Source organism: Micromonospora sagamiensis, assembly GCF_014680085.1.
Lineage (GTDB): Bacteria > Actinomycetota > Actinomycetes > Mycobacteriales > Micromonosporaceae > Micromonospora > Micromonospora inyonensis.
The window spans coordinates 2916807-2932140 of sequence record NZ_AP023438.1; the positions used below are offsets into that span (position 1 = coordinate 2916807).

The 15334-nt window shown below is 71.9% G+C and carries 16 protein-coding genes; 15 read left to right on the forward strand and 1 reads right to left on the reverse strand.

The genetic code is table 11. From position 1 onward, the window contains the following. Window positions 1–2: 2 nt before the first annotated feature. Both IGA62_RS12615 and IGA62_RS12620 read left to right on the forward strand, forming a co-directional pair. A complete protein-coding gene (locus IGA62_RS12615; RefSeq protein WP_145821438.1) occupies window positions 3–767 on the forward strand; it encodes an ABC transporter ATP-binding protein in 765 nt (254 codons plus the stop codon). Beyond that, window positions 752–2440 (forward strand): ABC transporter permease, encoded by a 1689-nt coding sequence (locus tag IGA62_RS12620; RefSeq protein WP_145821436.1) that lies wholly within the window; start codon window positions 752–754, stop codon window positions 2438–2440. The genes IGA62_RS12615 and IGA62_RS12620 overlap by 16 nt, the downstream gene beginning before the upstream one ends. Window positions 2441–2466: 26 nt before the next feature. Here IGA62_RS12620 and IGA62_RS12625 read toward each other — a convergent pair whose 3' ends face one another. Continuing rightward, window positions 2467–2721 (reverse strand): hypothetical protein, encoded by a 255-nt coding sequence (locus IGA62_RS12625; protein WP_145821434.1) that lies wholly within the window; start codon window positions 2719–2721, stop codon window positions 2467–2469. A 92-nt stretch (window positions 2722–2813) separates the two neighbouring features. Between IGA62_RS12625 and IGA62_RS12630 the strand changes: the two genes are divergently transcribed. The 13 genes from IGA62_RS12630 to IGA62_RS12690 all read left to right on the forward strand — a co-directional run bounded on the left by IGA62_RS12630 (window position 2814) and on the right by IGA62_RS12690 (window position 15283). Beyond that, complete coding sequence (locus IGA62_RS12630) at window positions 2814–3305, forward strand: type II toxin-antitoxin system RatA family toxin (RefSeq protein ID WP_145821432.1); 492 nt, start codon at window positions 2814–2816, stop codon at window positions 3303–3305. Further along, window positions 3292–3867 (forward strand): flavin reductase family protein, encoded by a 576-nt coding sequence (locus tag IGA62_RS12635; RefSeq protein ID WP_377464674.1) that lies wholly within the window; start codon window positions 3292–3294, stop codon window positions 3865–3867. The genes IGA62_RS12630 and IGA62_RS12635 overlap by 14 nt, the downstream gene beginning before the upstream one ends. A gap of 165 nt (window positions 3868–4032) precedes the next feature. Beyond that, a complete protein-coding gene (locus IGA62_RS12640) occupies window positions 4033–4401 on the forward strand; it encodes a DUF485 domain-containing protein (protein WP_145821428.1) in 369 nt (122 codons plus the stop codon). Continuing rightward, a complete protein-coding gene (locus tag IGA62_RS12645; protein ID WP_145821426.1) occupies window positions 4379–6052 on the forward strand; it encodes a solute symporter family protein in 1674 nt (557 codons plus the stop codon). Before IGA62_RS12640 ends, IGA62_RS12645 begins: the two co-directional genes overlap by 23 nt. Before the next feature lie 142 nt (window positions 6053–6194). Then, window positions 6195–7172: an NAD-dependent epimerase/dehydratase family protein gene (locus IGA62_RS12650; RefSeq protein ID WP_091453815.1), complete on the forward strand. Its 978-nt coding sequence runs from the start codon at window positions 6195–6197 to the stop codon at window positions 7170–7172. Window positions 7173–7249: 77 nt separating this feature from the next. Then, entirely contained in the window at window positions 7250–8506 is a 1257-nt protein-coding gene (locus tag IGA62_RS12655; protein WP_145821424.1) for an LCP family protein, read from the forward strand. A 367-nt stretch (window positions 8507–8873) separates the two neighbouring features. Further along, on the forward strand, window positions 8874–9926 hold the full coding sequence (locus IGA62_RS12660) for an LCP family protein (RefSeq protein ID WP_456299364.1): 1053 nt from the start codon (window positions 8874–8876) through the stop codon (window positions 9924–9926). A gap of 155 nt (window positions 9927–10081) precedes the next feature. Then, window positions 10082–11080: an LCP family protein gene (locus IGA62_RS12665; protein ID WP_377464671.1), complete on the forward strand. Its 999-nt coding sequence runs from the start codon at window positions 10082–10084 to the stop codon at window positions 11078–11080. Window positions 11081–11109: 29 nt separating this feature from the next. Next, entirely contained in the window at window positions 11110–11445 is a 336-nt protein-coding gene (locus tag IGA62_RS12670) for a rhodanese-like domain-containing protein (RefSeq protein WP_145821420.1), read from the forward strand. Window positions 11446–11455: 10 nt separating this feature from the next. Continuing rightward, the gene (locus IGA62_RS12675) at window positions 11456–12241 is read left to right on the forward strand and encodes a glycerophosphodiester phosphodiesterase (protein ID WP_145821418.1); all 786 of its coding nucleotides are present in this window, start codon (window positions 11456–11458) and stop codon (window positions 12239–12241) included. Between the two features lie 121 nt (window positions 12242–12362). Beyond that, window positions 12363–13820, forward strand: coding sequence for a sensor histidine kinase (locus IGA62_RS12680; protein WP_145821416.1), 1458 nt, complete (start codon window positions 12363–12365; stop codon window positions 13818–13820). A gap of 73 nt (window positions 13821–13893) precedes the next feature. After that, window positions 13894–14310, forward strand: coding sequence for an ATP-binding protein (locus IGA62_RS12685; protein ID WP_186500370.1), 417 nt, complete (start codon window positions 13894–13896; stop codon window positions 14308–14310). Window positions 14311–14398: 88 nt separating this feature from the next. Next, entirely contained in the window at window positions 14399–15283 is an 885-nt protein-coding gene (locus tag IGA62_RS12690; RefSeq protein WP_145821412.1) for a DUF5926 family protein, read from the forward strand. The last annotated feature ends 51 nt before the right edge of the window (window positions 15284–15334 follow it).

A 15334-nucleotide genomic window follows, 5' to 3' on the forward strand; every position in this document is an offset into this window, starting at 1 on the left:
GCATGACTTCTGCGCGCCCGGCCCTGCAACTGCGTGGGCTGGCCAAACGGTTCGACAGCAAGGTCGCGGTGGCGGGCGTCGACCTCGACGTCCCGGCCGGCTCGTTCTACGGGCTGCTCGGCCCGAACGGCGCCGGCAAGACCACCACCCTGTCGATGGCCGTCGGCCTGCTGAGGCCGGACGCCGGTGGCGCCTGGGTGCTCGGGCACGACGTCTGGGGTGACCCGGTCCGCGCCAAGCAACTGCTCGGCGTCATGCCGGACGGCGTACGCCTCTTCGACCGGCTCAGCGGCGCGGAGCTGCTGGCGTACCACGGCCTGTTGCGTGGCATGGACCCGGCGGTGGTCGACCAGCGGGCGGCGGAGCTGCTCGACGTGCTGGCCCTGATCGACGCCGGGCGCACCCTGGTGGTCGACTACTCGGCCGGGATGAAGAAGAAGATCGGGCTGGCCTGCGCGCTGCTGCACGGCCCCCGGCTGCTGGTGCTGGACGAGCCGTTCGAGGCGGTCGACCCGGTCTCGGCGGCGTTGATCCGCGACATCCTGCACCGGTACGTCGTCGGCGGCGGGACGGTGGTCTTCTCCAGCCACGTCATGGAGGTCGTGGAGCGGCTCTGCTCCCACGTCGCCATCCTGGCCGAGGGGACGATCAAGCGGGTCGGCACCCTCGACGACGTGCGCGGGGAGCGTTCGCTGGAGCAGGTCTTCGTGGAGGTGGTCGGCGGGCGCACCGCGACGGGCGAGGAGTTGTCGTGGCTGTCCCGGTGACGGCACCCGCCGAGCGGATCCGTCCCGTTTCGGCCCGCCACTTCGTCCGACTCAAGCTGCGGGTGATGGGCAACAACTTCCGCGGCCAGGGCTGGCGGATCGCCCTCTTCGTCGGCGGCGTGATCGCCGGGCTCTGGTTCGGCGGGACCGGCTTCTTCCTACTGGCCGCCCCCGGGCTGGCCGGCGAGTCCCGGTACGCGCTGATGACCGCCGCGTTCGGCGGGGGCCTGCTGGTGCTCGGCTGGCTGCTGCTGCCGCTGGTCTTCTTCGGTGTGGACGAGACCCTCGACCCGGCCCGGTTCGCGCTGCTGCCGCTGCACCGGCGCACCCTGGTGACCGGCCTGTTCGCCGCCGCGCTGGTCAGCGTGCCGGCGGTGGCGACGCTGCTCGCCACGACCGGGCTGGTGGTCACCTCCGGGGCGCTCGGTGGTGGAGCGGCGGCGCTGGCCGCCGCCGTCGGGGTGGTCGCCGGGCTGCTGCTCTGCGTGGCGGCCAGTCGGGCGATCACCAGCGCCTTCGCCACCATGTTGCGCTCCCGGCGGGTACGCGACCTGGCGGCCGTGCTGCTGGCGTTGCTCGCCGCGCTGCTCGGCCCGTTGCAGCTCGTGGTACTGGCCGCCGTGCAGGACGCCGACTGGGACCGGCTGGCCGGGGTGGCCCGGGTGGTCGGCTGGACCCCGCTCGGCGCACCCTGGACGCTCGGCATCGACGTGGCCGAGGGGCGGGCGTGGACGGTCCCGGTGAAACTGCTGATCACCGTGGCGGCCATCGGTGCGCTGCTGGTGTGGTGGTCCCGGTCGCTGGAGTCGGCGATGGTCGGGGCGGCCAGCTCCGGCCCGGCCAGGACCCGCCGCGGCCCGGTCGGCGGGGCGGTCGCGCAGCTCTTCCCGCGTGCGGTGGGCTGGGCCCGGCGGGACCGGTTCGGCGCGCTGGTCGCCCGGGAGTGCCGTTACTGGTGGCGGGACGCCCGGCGGCGGGCAAATCTGATCACGATCGCGGTGGTCGGCATCTTCGTGCCGGTGATGGTCAACCTCGGCGGGATCACCTTCACGGCCGGGGAGGGCGCGGAACTGGCCACCCCCGACTCCTCACCGGTGACGGTCAGCATTTCGATGATCTTCGTCGGGGTGCTCGCCTCGGTCACCCTGGCCAACCAGTTCGGCTTCGACGGCAGCGCGTACGCGGCCAACGTGGTCGCCGGGGTGCCCGGTCGGCTGGAGCTGCGCGCCCGGATGACCGCGTTCTCGGTGTACGTGCTGCCGATGCTGGCCGTCGTCGCGGTCGTCCTGACGGTGCTGTTGAACCGGCCGGCGTGGCTGGGCCTGATGGCCGGCAGCCTCTTCGCCGCGTACGGGGTGGGCCTGGCGATCAACGGGTACGTCTCGATCCTGGGGGCGTACTCGCTGCCGGAGACGAGCAACCCCTTCGCGGTGAACAGCGGGGCCGGCATCGCCAAGGGACTGCTCACCCTGCTGTCGATGCTCGTCTCGACGGTGGCGGCGGTGCCGATGGTGGTCGCGGCGGCGCTGCTCGGGGACGCCTGGCTCTGGCTGGCCGCACCGCTGGGCCTGGGGTACGGGCTGGGCGCGGCGTTGCTCGGCGCGTACCTGGCCGGTGACGTGCTCGACCACCGGACGCCGGAGCTGCTGTCCGCGGTGACCCCACGCCGGTGACCGCCGCGTACCGGGGTCGCCTCCGGTCAGCGGCGGCGCAGGAAGGCGTAGAAGAGGTGGCTACCGGTGCCGGGGGTGATGTTGACCAGCTCCCACCCGTAGTGACCCAGGTACTCGACGGCCTCCAGCAGCTGGGTGATGTTGCTGTTCATGAACTTTGGACGGCCGACGACCGCGACGTGGCGGTGCGGGTAGCCCCGGAAGTCCACCTCGTTGCGGAGCACGGCGTCGGCGACGACGATCCGGGTTTGGGCGAGCTGCTGCGGCGTCACGTTGGCCATGCCCGCACGATAGAGGCCCTTCGCACACTTCGCTGGTCCGCGCGGGCCGCCGAAATCGTGCCCGGCGTGCGCGACGGCGGCACAATGGGCCGATGCCCGTTGTCGAGGCGGTCGCCACCGTCCCCGTACCGCCCGAGCTGGCGTTCGCCGTGTCGCAGACCGTCGGGTCGGTGCGCTACCGGTGGGACCCGTTCGTCCGGGAACAGCACTTCGCCGACGGGGCGACCCGGCCCGGCAAGGGGGTGCGGACGGTCACCCGCTCCCGACACGGCCTGCTCATGGTCAGCGAGTACGTCTCGTACTCCCCGCCGAGTCACGTGGGGATGAAGATGGTCCGTGGTCCGTGGTTCTTCGAGATGTTCGCGGGCGGCTGGCGGTTCGCCGCCGGCCCCGAACCGGGCACCACGGTCGCCACCTGGCGGTACAACTTCCGCTGCCGTCCGGCGCTCCTGCGCCCGGTGGCGGAGCGGATCGGGACGTGGCTGCTCGGCCGGGACATCCGCCGCCGCATCGCCGGTTTCGCGGCCGGCTGCGCCGACCCCGTGGTGGTGGCCGCCGCCGCCCGGCCCGATGGTGGGCGGTGAGGCCCACGGGCCCGCCAGCCGGGTCACAATGTTTCACGTGAATCATCAGCCGGGCGCGGAGATCCACCACGTCGATCCGTTCGCCACGCCGGCCGCTGCGCGGTCACCGGCCCGCCGACTGCGAGGACGTCTGGCCTCCCCGGTGACCCTGTGGACCGCACCCGGACCGGCCGGGCTGACCGTCTCGTCGACCCTGGTCGCCGAGGGGGAGCCGGACCGGCTGCTCGGGCTGGTGGATCCGGAGGCCGACCTGTGGGCGGCGGTGGCGGAGGAGGGCCGGTTCGCGGTCGCGGTACTCGGCCCGGCGCATCGACAGCTCGCGGACCGGTTCGCGGGTCTCTTCCCGGCCCCCGGTGGCCTCTTCGCCCTGGACGAGTGGGTCGACACCCCGTACGGTCCGGTGCCGGCCGATGCCGGCGGCTGGGTGGGTTGCCGACTGGACGGTAGTCGCGAGTGCGGTTGGGCGCTGCTGGTCGAGGCGACCGTCGAGGTGGTCGAACTGGCCGAGCGGGCCGAGCCGCTGCTGCACCACCGGGGCCGGTACCGCACCTTGGCGGACTGAGCGTCTCCGACGACCGCTCAACTGAGTGACCTAGGTCACTCGGCGCAGCCAATCGGCCGTTCGGCGCAGTGAGCGACCGGCACCGATCTATCCCTTTCTCGGCGGGCCGCACCCTCCCTACGGTGCGCGGAACACCCCACGCCTGCGAAAGGTGGTGATCCACAGATGTCGACGGACACACCCACGCCCGCCACGCCGACGAGCAGCGAACGGTATCTCGCCGTGCAGCGGTCGGACGAGTTCGCCGGTCTGCGCCGCGCGCTGCGCGGCTTCGTCTTCCCGATGACCGTGGCCTTCTTCCTGTGGTACGCGCTCTACGTGATCCTCTCCGCGTACGCGCGGGGTTTCATGGGCACGAAGCTCTTCGGCAGCAACGTCAACGTCGCGCTCGTCTTCGGGCTGCTCCAGTTCGTCTCGACGTTCCTGATCGCCTGGCTCTACGCCCGGTACGCCGACCGGAGGATCGATCCGGTCGCCGACCGGATCCGTGCCGAGATCGGGGAGGTGAACCATGAACACGGTCCTCGCGGCTGAGGCGGGCAGCACCACCGCCCGCAACCTGACCATCGCCCTGTTCCTGGTCTTCGTGGCGGCCACGCTCGCGATCACCATCTGGGCGAGCCGGCAGACCAAGACGGCCACCGACTTCTACGCCGGCGGCCGGTCCTTCTCCGGTTTCCAGAACGGCATGGCGATCGGCGGCGACTACATGTCGGCCGCCTCGTTCCTGGGCATCGCCGGGCTCATCGCCCTGTACGGCTACGACGGCTTCCTCTACTCGATCGGCTTCCTGGTCGCCTGGCTGGTGGCGCTGCTGCTCGTCGCCGAACTGCTGCGCAACTCCGGCCGGTACACGATGGCCGACGTGCTGGCCTTCCGGATGCGGCAGCGCCCGGTCCGGACCGCCGCCGCGGCCTCCACCATCACCGTGTCGATCTTCTACCTGCTGGCCCAGATGGTCGGCGCGGGCGCGTTGGTGGCGCTCCTGCTCGGCATCCGGCCGGGAACGACGTTCCTCGGCATGGACGCGGACACCGCCAAGGTCGCCACCATCATCATGGTCGGCGCCCTCATGATCATCTACGTCACGGTCGGCGGGATGAAGGGCACCACGTACGTGCAGATCGTCAAGGCGTTCCTGCTGATGGGCGGCGCGCTGGTGATGACCCTGCTGGTGCTGGCGAAGTACAAGTTCAACCTGTCGTCGCTGCTCGGCGACGCCGCCTCCTCCTCCGGCAAGGGCAGCGCCTTCCTCGAACCGGGGCTCCGGTACGGCGTCGAGGTGGCCGGTAACGCCACCCAGACCTTCTACAACAAGATGGACCTGCTCTCGCTCGGCATCGCCCTGGTGCTCGGCACGGCCGGCCTGCCGCACATCCTGATCCGCTTCTACACGGTGCCGACCGCGAAGGCGGCCCGCAAGAGCGTGCTCTGGGCGATCGGCATCATCGGCACCTTCTACCTGCTCACCCTGGCCCTCGGGTTCGGGGCGGCGGCACTGGTCGGCAGCAAGGCGATCACCGCCCAGGACAAGGCGGGCAACACGGCCGCGCCACAACTCGCCGAGGTGCTCGGCGCGGACTTCCTCGGCGGCGACCTGGGCGGCGCGACCCTGCTGGCGATCATCGCGGCGGTGGCCTTCGCCACCATCCTGGCGGTGGTGGCCGGGCTCACCCTGGCGTCCTCGTCCAGCCTGGCGCACGACTTCTACGCCAACGTCATCAAGAACGGCCAGACCTCCGAACGGCAGGAGGTCCGGGTGGCCCGCATCTCCGCCCTGGTCATCGGTGCGGTCTCCATCCTGCTGTCGATCTTCGCGCAGAACCTGAACGTGGCGTTCCTGGTCGCGCTCGCCTTCGCCGTGGCCGCCTCGGGCAACCTGCCGGCGATCCTCTACAGCCTGTTCTGGAAGCGGTTCAACACCTCCGGGGCGGTCTGGGCCATCTACGGCGGCCTGCTCTCGGCGGTCGGGCTGGTCTTCTTCTCGCCGGTGGTGTCGGGGCTACCGACGTCGATGTTCCCCGACCACGACTGGCAGTGGTTCCCCCTGTCCAACCCCGGGATCCTCTCCATCCCCTTCGGCTTCCTCTGCGGTTGGCTCGGCACCGTGCTCTCCAAGGAGAGCGACGAGGAGAAGTACGCCGAACTGGAGGTCCGCGCCCTGACCGGGGCCGGCGCCCACTGACAGGTGATCCACGCCGCTCCGGCGGTTGCAGGGGCCCCCTCCTCATCAGAATGCGGTAGGAGGGGGCCCCTGCAACCACCCGTCGGGCGGCACCGCTGATGCAACCACCCGTCGGGCGGCACCGCTGAGTAGGCTGGCCGGCATGAAGGTAGCTCCCCGTTTCGGCGCCGGTCACCGCATTCTCGTCACCGGCGGCGCCGGTTTCGTCCCGTCGCACCTGGTCGACGTACTGCTGGACCGTGGTTGCACGGTGGTGGCGGTGGACAACTTCGTCACCGGGTCCAAGGAGAACGTCGCCCACCTCGCCGAGCGCCCCACCTTCACGTTGGTCGACGCGGACGTCTCGGACGGCCTGCCGACCCACCACCCGGCGCTGGCGGAGCGCTTCGACGCGATCCTGCACATGGCCTCCCCGGCCAGCCCGACCGACTTCGCCACCCTCCCGGTCGAGATCCTCCGGGTCGGCTCGGTCGCCACGCTGCACCTGCTCGACCGGGCGGTCGCCGACGGGGCCCGGTTCCTGCTGGCCTCCACCTCGGAGGCGTACGGCGACCCGAAGGAGCACCCGCAGCGGGAGACGTACTGGGGCAACGTGAACCCGATCGGCGTCCGCAGCGTCTACGACGAGGCCAAGCGGTTCGCGGAGGCGGCCACCATGGCCTACCACCGGCGTCACGGCCTGGACGTCGCCATCGTGCGGATCTTCAACACGTACGGCCCCCGGATGCGGCCGGACGACGGTCGGGCCATCCCCACCTTCATCGCCCAGGCCCTGCGCGGCGAACCGATCACCGTGCACGGCACCGGGGCGCAGACCCGCTCGATCTGCTACGTCGACGACCTGGTGCGCGGCATCCTGTTGCTGCTCGACTCGACCGAGACCGGGCCGATCAACTGTGGCACCGAGCACGAGATGTCGATGCGCCAGCTCGCCGAACTGATCGTGTCGCTCTCCGACAGCACGTCGGAGGTGACCTACGTCACCCGGGCCGCCGACGACCCGGAGATGCGGCGACCGGACCTCACCCTGGCCCGCGAACTGCTCGGATACGAGCCCCGGGTCGCGCCGGAAGACGGCCTCCGACGCACGATCGACCACTTCCGGAAGCGGTTGGGCTGATTTCTCCGCCGGTGTTCGGCAGCCGGCTGGGCGTCACCTGAAGGCGTGAGTGGCTCAGGGTCCGTACCCTGAGTTACATGTCAGCGACCTCGTCAGTCGGTCTCCCGCTCCTGTACCTGCGCCGGGGCTCCACCGGGCGCGCCTCGGTCCCCGGCTCCGGCCCGGGCCGGCAATCCCGGCCGGGTGCCGAGCGGAGCCGCGCCGATGCCGGGCCCGCACGGGCCGACGAGGGGTCGGGCGGTCCGACCGGCCCCGGCGGACCGGGCGGACCTGGCGGACCGGGCGGACCTGGCGGACCGGGTGGGCCCGGTGGTTCGCGCCGGCCGGGTCCCCGTCCCCGCTGGGGCCGGATCGCGCTGGTCGCCGGCGTCGCCGTGCTGGTGCTCGCGCTCCTCGGGGGCCTGGGCGCCTGGGTCTACGCCCGGGGGTTGGACGAGGACCTGGCCCGCACCGACCCGTTCAAGCAGATCACCGAGGGGCGGCCGGCCAAGGAGGTCGACGGCGCGGTCAACATCCTGGTGGTCGGCAGCGACTCGCGGGATCCGGACGCGCCGATCGACAAGTCCAGCAAGTGGCGGGCGGACACCATCATCGTGATGCACATCCCGTCGAGCCACGCCGAGGCCTACCTGGTCTCCATCCCCCGCGACCTCTACGTGCCGATCCCGGAGAGCGCGAACGCGGATTGCGCGTCCGGCCAGCGCGGCAAGATCAACGCAGCGTTCGCCTTCGGTGGGCTACCGCTGGCGGTACGAACGGTGGAGTGCTTCACCGACGTACACCTGGATCATGTGATGGCGGTCGACTTCGCCGGATTCAAGCAGGTCACCGACGCGCTCGGCGGGGTGGACCTGCCGGTGGAGCGGACCGTCACCTCGATTCACAAGCCGTACCGGACCTTCACCAAGGGCGTCAACCACATGAACGGGGCCGAGGCGCTGGACTGGATCCGCCAGCGCAAGCAGTTCCCGGACGGCGACTTCGCCCGGATGCGGCACCAGCAGGAGTTCCTTCGGGCGCTGATGGACAAGGCGGCCAGCAGCGGCACGCTGACCAATCCGCGCAAGCTGAACGCCTTCCTCCAGTCGGTGACCGACGCGGTGACCGTGGACGAGGGTTTCTCGCTGGTCGACATGGCGATGCAGTTCCGGAAGCTGCGCGGCGAGAACCTCACCTTCGTGACCAGCCCGCACCTGGGCAGCGAGACCATCGACGGCGAGTCGGTGGTGGTCTCCGACCGGGAGAAGGCACTGGCGATGTACCGGGCGATGGCCGGGGACCGAATGACCGAATGGGTCAAGGCGAACCAACCCGCCAAATCCAACGGCGGCTGAGGCTTCGACAGACGTCAGCACCGATCGGCGGTCGGAGCGCCCGTTACCGGCGCTCCGACCGCCGATCGGCTGCAATGGATCAGCCGTTCGGACAGCAATCCGCGGTGCGGGCGGATGGACCGTACATATCGGCGGGATGAACTCGCCATATCGGGGGCGGATCCGTAAAGTGGTCCCGCCCCCGATATCGCGGACTGGAGCACGCATGCCGGTTCAGACCCGCCGTCGCCCTCCATCGCGGGAACCCCTCCCCGCGGGCCGGGCTTCCGCCTCCGTCGTTCCGCCGCCCCGCCGGGGCGGCGGTCGTGGTACGGACGCACCCCCAAAGCGGAAGCGACGCAAGGACCCGCTCTGGGCCCGGATCACCGTGGTCGTCGGCGCGGTGCTGATGATGACCAGTGGTGCCGCGATCGTGGGCAGCAAGGCGATCATCGGCCAGGCCACCGGGAACATCTCCCAGCAGAACCTGCTCGGTGATGCGGGCAAGAGCGACGCCGAGGGTGGTGACACCCTCGAGGGCCCGATCGACATGCTGCTGCTCGGCGTGGACGCCCGGGCAAGCTGGGCGGCCGACGACGTCCGGGCGGACAGCATCATCATCCTGCACATCCCGGCGACCCACGACCAGGCGTACCTGATCTCGATCCCCCGGGACACCGAGGTGCACATCCCGGCCTTCAAGAAGACCGGCTTCCCCGGCGAAACCACCTTGATCAACGCGGCGTTCCATTACGGGGCGCGCAACGGCGGCGGCTGGGCCGGCGGTGCCCAGTTGATGGCGCAGACGATCAAGGAGATGACCGGGGTGAGCTTCGACGGCGCTGCGATCATCAACTTCGGCGGGTTCAAGAAGGTGATCGACGCCTTGGGCAGCGTGCACATCTGCGTCAGCCAGGAGGTCAAGTCGATCCACATGTCGTACGTCGACGGCAAGCCGATGTGGAACGCCGACGCCAAGAAGACCGGCAAGGAGCGGACCCCGGTGGTGCACAAGAAGGGCTGCCGGGAGATGGAGGGCTGGGAGGCCCTGGACTACTCCCGCCAACGGAAGAGCCTGAAGAACGGCGACTACGACCGCCAGCAGAACCAGCAGCAGCTGATCAAGGCGATGGCGAAGAAGGCGGTCAGCGACGGGGTGATGGCCAACCCGCTCAAGCTGAAGAAGCTGATGGACGCCGCCGGGGACACGCTGATCCTGGACACCGGCCGGGCCGACGTCGCGGACCTGGTCTTCACCATGCGCGGGGTCACCGACAACGAGCTGACCATGCTGCGGACGAACAACGGCACCTTCCACGTCAACGAGCACGGCCGCGAGGCGCTCAGCCCGCTGACCATGGACATGTTCAAGGCGGTCAAGGAGGACCGACTCGCCGAGTTCGTCTTCGCCAACCCGAGCGTCCTCTCCACCCGGAAGTAGGCCCGACCGGGATCCGGCGGCCGGGGCCAGATCCGGCGGATCGGGCGAATGGCGCCCGTAACGCGAAACGGACTCGTAACCTGAGGTGAGCAGGGCTCGTCTCAGGCTACGGGGGAGGCGTCACGTCCAGGTCAGCGCGGACCGGGTCGGGGCCGGTGGGCAGCGGCACGCCACGCTGGGCCCGGGCCCTGGTCGGTGTCGGTCTCGCCCTCGCCCTGGTGGCGGTGGCCGCAGTGGCGGGGGTACGGGTCCTCACCGAGCGGTACGACCGCGCGGTGGCCCGGGGACACCTGCTCGACGACGACGCACGCCGGAACCGGACCGATCCGGAGGGGCCGCTCAACTACCTGCTCGTCGGCTCCGACCGGTTCCGGGGCACCGCCGACGCCGACCAGCGCTCGGACACCATCCTGATCGTGCACCTGCCCGCCGGGCTGCGCCGGGCATACCTGATCTCCGTCCCCCGCGACCTGCTGGTCGCCATCCCGCCGGCCCCCAACGGGTACGGCGGCGGCCAGGACAAGATCAATGCGGCGTACGACCTCGGCGGCGGGGGTGACGGCGGCGCCCAGCTGCTCTCGGCCACCCTGCACCGGCTGACCGGGCTGGAGTTCGACGGTGCCGCCGTGGTCGACTTCACCGGACTCCGTCGGGTCGTCGACCTGCTCGGCGGCGTCCGGATGTGTGTCGACACCGAGGTCCGGTCGGTGCACACCGGCACCGTCTTCGCCCCCGGCTGCCGGCAGATGGACGGGGCCGCCGCGCTGGACTACGTCCGGCAGCGGTACGACCTGCCCGACGGCGACTACGACCGGCAGCGGCACCAGCAGCAACTACTCCGGGCGATGCTCGACCGCGCCGGCCAGACCGACCTGCTGGGCGACCCGCTCAAGCTGGACGAGCTGATCCGCGCGGTGGGCGACTCGTTGACCGTGGACACCAACGGCGTACCCCTGGAGGATCTGGTCCTCGCGCTGCGCGCGCTCCCCGCCGACGCGCTCCTCGGCATCCGGGTGCCCTCGTCGCCGCAGCTCATCGGCCAGGTGTCGTACGTCGTCCTGGACGACGGCGGCAACGAACTCTTCGAGGCCGTGCGTGGCGCGCGGATGCCGCGCTGGGCCGCCGCGAATCCACGGTGGGTGAGCCCACTCTGAACCGGTTCGGGGGTCTAACCTTGGTACCCGTGTTCGGACCCGAGATTCCCACCGTGACCGTGAACGAGATCACCGACTCCACCTACCTGCTGGACGTACGGGAGGACGGCGAGTGGGCGGCGGGGCACGCCCCCGGCGCGCACCACCTGCCCATGATGGAACTGCCCGCCCGGCTCGCCGAGGTGCCCACCGACGTCGACGTCGCGGTGATCTGCCGGTCCGGCGGTCGCTCGGGCCACGTCGTCGCGCACCTGGTGCAGAACGGGTGGAACCGGGTCCGCAACGTCGAGGGTGGGATGCAGCAGTGGGCCGCCGCCGGGCGCCCGGTCACCACCGACAGCGGAGCACCGGGTCAGGTCGTCTAGGCCGACGGCGATGAGTGGGCCACTGGTCTTCGCCCACCGCGGCTCCTCCGCCGCCCTGCCCGAGCACACGCTCGCGGCGTACCTGCGGGCGCTGGAGGAGGGCGCGGACGGGTTGGAGTGCGACGTCCGGCTGACCCGGGACGGACACCTCGTCTGCGTGCACGACCGCCGGCTGGACCGGACGAGCAACGGGCGGGGCAAGGTCAGTGCACGTACCCTCGCCGAGTTGGAGGCGCTGGACTTCGGCTCGTGGCACCCGGGCTGCGGGCCCGACGCCGACGAGCCGGTCGACCCCGCGCGTACCCGGCTGCTCACGCTGGAGCGGTTGCTCGACGCGGTACACGGGGCCGGCCGACCGGTGCGGTTGCTGATCGAGACCAAGCACCCCACCCGGTACGGCGGGAACGTGGAACGACGGCTGGTCGAGCTGCTGCGCCGGTACGGCCTCACCGAGCCGGGACCGGACGACCCCGTACGGGTCACCGTGATGTCGTTCTCGCCGCTGGCCGTGCGGCGTACCCGGGAACTGGCCCCGACGCTGCCGACCGTGCTGCTGCTGGACACGCTGCCCGGGTGGCTACGGCTGGGGCGGCTGCCCTTCGGGGCCCGGATCGCCGGGCCGGGCATCGCGCTGGTCCGGTCCCGGCCATGGCTCGTCCCGACGCTGCGGGCCGCCGGTCACCAGGTGTACGTCTGGACGGTCAACGAGCCGGACGACGTCGACCTGGTCCTCGCCGCCGGGGTGGACGGCATCATCACCGATCGACCGGCTCTGGCCCTGGCCCGGCGTGGCTGAGCCGGACGGCGGGATCGGCCCGCAGGGCAGGGCCACGCCGCGCGGCCCGGCGGGGACGGGGGGCGGGGCCGGATCAGGTCTGGGGTGTCGGGAACCCGATCGGGAAGGCACACTCTGGGGCATGCCGGAGCGACCCGACTACGCCGCTCTCATCGCCGGCCACACCGTCGTGGTCGAGAGGATCAACTCGGGTGACACCGGGCTGCCCGTCCTCACCCAGCTGCTCCGGGTGGCCCAGCCCGCCCTCGGGGCGACGGGGATGGCGTTCGTGGAGTTCACCCCGAACGGCGGACGGGTGATCGCGGCGACCGGCGCCGCCGAGTGGGCGGTCGGTCGGCCGCTGCCCCCCTCCGATCCGGCCACCGCCTGCCTGATGCACGGTCCCCGGGTGCAGCGGGTCCGGGTCGACCGCTTCACCGGCAACCTGGCCGAGGAGCTGACCCGGCGGGGGCTCTGCTGGCTGGTCGCGGCGCGGGCCGAGATCGGCGGCCGGCCGGTCGGCAGTCTGCACGCCCTGCACCCCACCGTGGACGGGGAGGCCACCGGCGAGAGCGCGGTGGTCGGCTACCTCGCCTCCTGCATCGCGCACATGTACGGCGACCAGACCGGGCTGCCGGTGCACGGCGACGGGCCGGTGGTGGCGGCGCTCGCCGACGGCCTGGCCGTCGTGGACGGGGAAGGCTACGTCCGGCTGTGGAACCCGGCCGCCGCCGAGGTGACCGGCCGCAGCACCGGGCAGGCACTCGACCAGCCGTTGCCGTTCCCGTTGCCGCCGCCCGGGCAGGTGCTCGACCACCGGCTGCCGGACGGGCGCTGGCTGCGCGTCGCCTCCGGTGAGCTGCCCGGACCGGGCTCCCTGCGGGTGGTGACCTTCCGCGACATCACCGACCAGCAACGCCGCGACCAGGAGCGGGACCTCTTCGTCGCGGTGACCAGCCACGAGCTGCGCACCCCGGTCACCGTCATCAAGGGGTACGCGAACACCCTCACCGACCACTGGGACTCCCTGACCGACGCGGACCGCCGCAAGGCGGCCCGGGTGATCGGCCAGCGGGCCAACGAGCTGGCCCGCCTGCTCGACCGGCTGCTCTCCTCCGCCACCGACCTCGGGACGGGCGCGGACACCCCGCCCACCCCGATCGACCTCGTCGAGGCGCTCCGCTCGGCGGTCACCGACCTCCCCGCCGAGCTGCGGCAACGGATCGTCCTCGACCTGCCCGCCAGCCTGCCCCCGGCGCTCGGCGACCGGGCCGACCTGGCGACTGTCCTGACCGAGTTGACCACCAACGCCGACAAGTACTCCCCGCCCGGCTCCCCGATCGCGATCAGCGCCGACGCCGACGAACAGACCGTCGCGTTCCGGGTCAGCGACCGGGGCGTCGGCATCCGGCCGGAGCACGTGGAACGGGCCTTCGAGCGGTTCTGGCAGGGCGAGTCGGGGGACCGGCGGCGCTATCCCGGCGCGGGGCTCGGCCTCTATCTCGTCCGCCGGCTCGTGGAACGTCGGAACGGGTGGGTATCACTACGGCCAGGGACACAGGGAGGTACGGTCGCAGAGGTGCGGCTGCCGCGCGGGTGAGATCCCACCGGCGCGAGGTACGCGACGAGGAGGCACGGGCGTGTCGGCGAGGTCGGCGGAGCGGTCCTGGTGCGTGGTGGTGCCCCACCACGCGAGTGGGGCGCGCCTGGCCCGGCACCGGCTGGCTGCGGTGCTCTCCGACGAGGTGCCACCGCCCCTGCTGGCCGATCTGGTCGCGGTCCTCGCCGAACTGGTCGGCAACGCGGTCCGGCACGCCGAACCGCTCCCCGGCGGAGTGGTCCGGGTGGCCTGGCGGTTGCGCGCCGAGGGCGACGGGCAGCACGTCCGGATCCGGGTGACCGACGGCGGGGCGGCGTCACCGCCCCGGATGCGGACCGCAGGACTGGACGCGGCCGACGGGCGCGGACTGCACATCGTCGCCGGTCTGGCGAGCCGGTGGGGTGTCGACCGCGACGGTCTCGGGCAGAGCGTCTGGGCCGACTTCGACCCGGCCGAGGTGAACCGGCCCGATCTGGTGGCCGCCGGCTGACCTCCGGCGGGTGACCGGGACGCGCCGACGGGCTGTCCGACGCACCGCGCCCCACATCCGTACCGCCCGGCCCTTAGGCTGTCTCGCCGTGAGCAAGCGTCGAAAGAACCAGCGGCCCGCCGAAGACACCCCGAAGCGGGAGAAGGTGCGGGACATCTTCGTTCCCCGCCCCTTCGAGGGACTCACCGACGAGGCGGAGTGGATCGCCCTACGCGAGCTGGTGCCGGCCGCGTCCGCGCCGCTGCGTCTGACGCCCGCGCTGGTCGAGGAGTACGGCGACCGCCCGGTGACCCTGGCGACGGTGCTGCCGATGGCCACCCCGGCCATGACCAAGCCGGACGGGCGGATCTTCATCGGGCTCCAGCGGCACCTCCAGTCCGGTGACGTCTCCCGCGACCTGGCGGAGGCGCTGCTCTGCGCACTGCGTACCGAGCCGGGCCGGTCTGTCCCGGTGCCGCCGCTGCCCGGTCCGGGTCCCCGCCTCCAGGACGTGCTGGTCGACGGGCCGCTGGAGGTCACCATGCACGACGGGTTCGAGTTCTGGCTGGACCCGGGCGCGAGCGACGACCCGAACGTGCAGGCGTCGTTGGAGCGCGCCAACGCGGCGGTCTACCCGACCGTCAAGCTCTCCGCCGCCCGCGCCGCGTACTGGTGCCAGGTGCCGGAGAAGGCGCACGTGCGCTGGGTCCTCCCGGACGACGAGGACGCCGCGCTGGACACGCTGGCGCGCCTCGGCGCCGCCGGCACGTTGACCCTGGGCGAGCAGACCCGCTTCGCCGGCATGTTCCGGGCCCACGGTCGGCTGGTGCCGGTCTGGGACCTGCCCGCGGCACCGCCCGCCGCCGAGTGGGAGGAGCCGCTGGCGCAGTTCGCCAAGCGGTACGCCGAGGCGCTCGCCGACCGGACGCCGCTCGACGCGGCGGGCCGCCGGGCTCGGCAGGGCCTGCTCGGCAGGCAGCTGACGCTCCGCTGAGCCGGCCCAGGTGTTCACGGGGCCGAGCTGAGCCCTCCCGCGTGCACAGGC

Excerpts from the sequence above, each read along its gene's own strand:
- IGA62_RS12640 (WP_145821428.1), top strand. The coding sequence starts at position 4,033 with ATGTCGACGGACACACCCACGCCCGCCACGCCGACGAGCAGCGAACGG.
- IGA62_RS12650 (WP_091453815.1), top strand. The coding sequence starts at position 6,195 with ATGAAGGTAGCTCCCCGTTTCGGCGCCGGTCACCGCATTCTCGTCACC.
- IGA62_RS12675 (WP_145821418.1), top strand. The coding sequence starts at position 11,456 with ATGAGTGGGCCACTGGTCTTCGCCCACCGCGGCTCCTCCGCCGCCCTG.
- IGA62_RS12680 (WP_145821416.1), top strand. The coding sequence starts at position 12,363 with ATGCCGGAGCGACCCGACTACGCCGCTCTCATCGCCGGCCACACCGTC.
- IGA62_RS12625 (WP_145821434.1), bottom strand. The coding sequence starts at position 2,721 with ATGGCCAACGTGACGCCGCAGCAGCTCGCCCAAACCCGGATCGTCGTC.
- IGA62_RS12615 (WP_145821438.1), top strand. The coding sequence starts at position 3 with ATGACTTCTGCGCGCCCGGCCCTGCAACTGCGTGGGCTGGCCAAACGG.
- IGA62_RS12655 (WP_145821424.1), top strand. The coding sequence starts at position 7,250 with ATGTCAGCGACCTCGTCAGTCGGTCTCCCGCTCCTGTACCTGCGCCGG.
- IGA62_RS12635 (WP_377464674.1), top strand. The coding sequence starts at position 3,292 with ATGGTGGGCGGTGAGGCCCACGGGCCCGCCAGCCGGGTCACAATGTTT.
- IGA62_RS12630 (WP_145821432.1), top strand. The coding sequence starts at position 2,814 with ATGCCCGTTGTCGAGGCGGTCGCCACCGTCCCCGTACCGCCCGAGCTG.
- IGA62_RS12645 (WP_145821426.1), top strand. The coding sequence starts at position 4,379 with ATGAACACGGTCCTCGCGGCTGAGGCGGGCAGCACCACCGCCCGCAAC.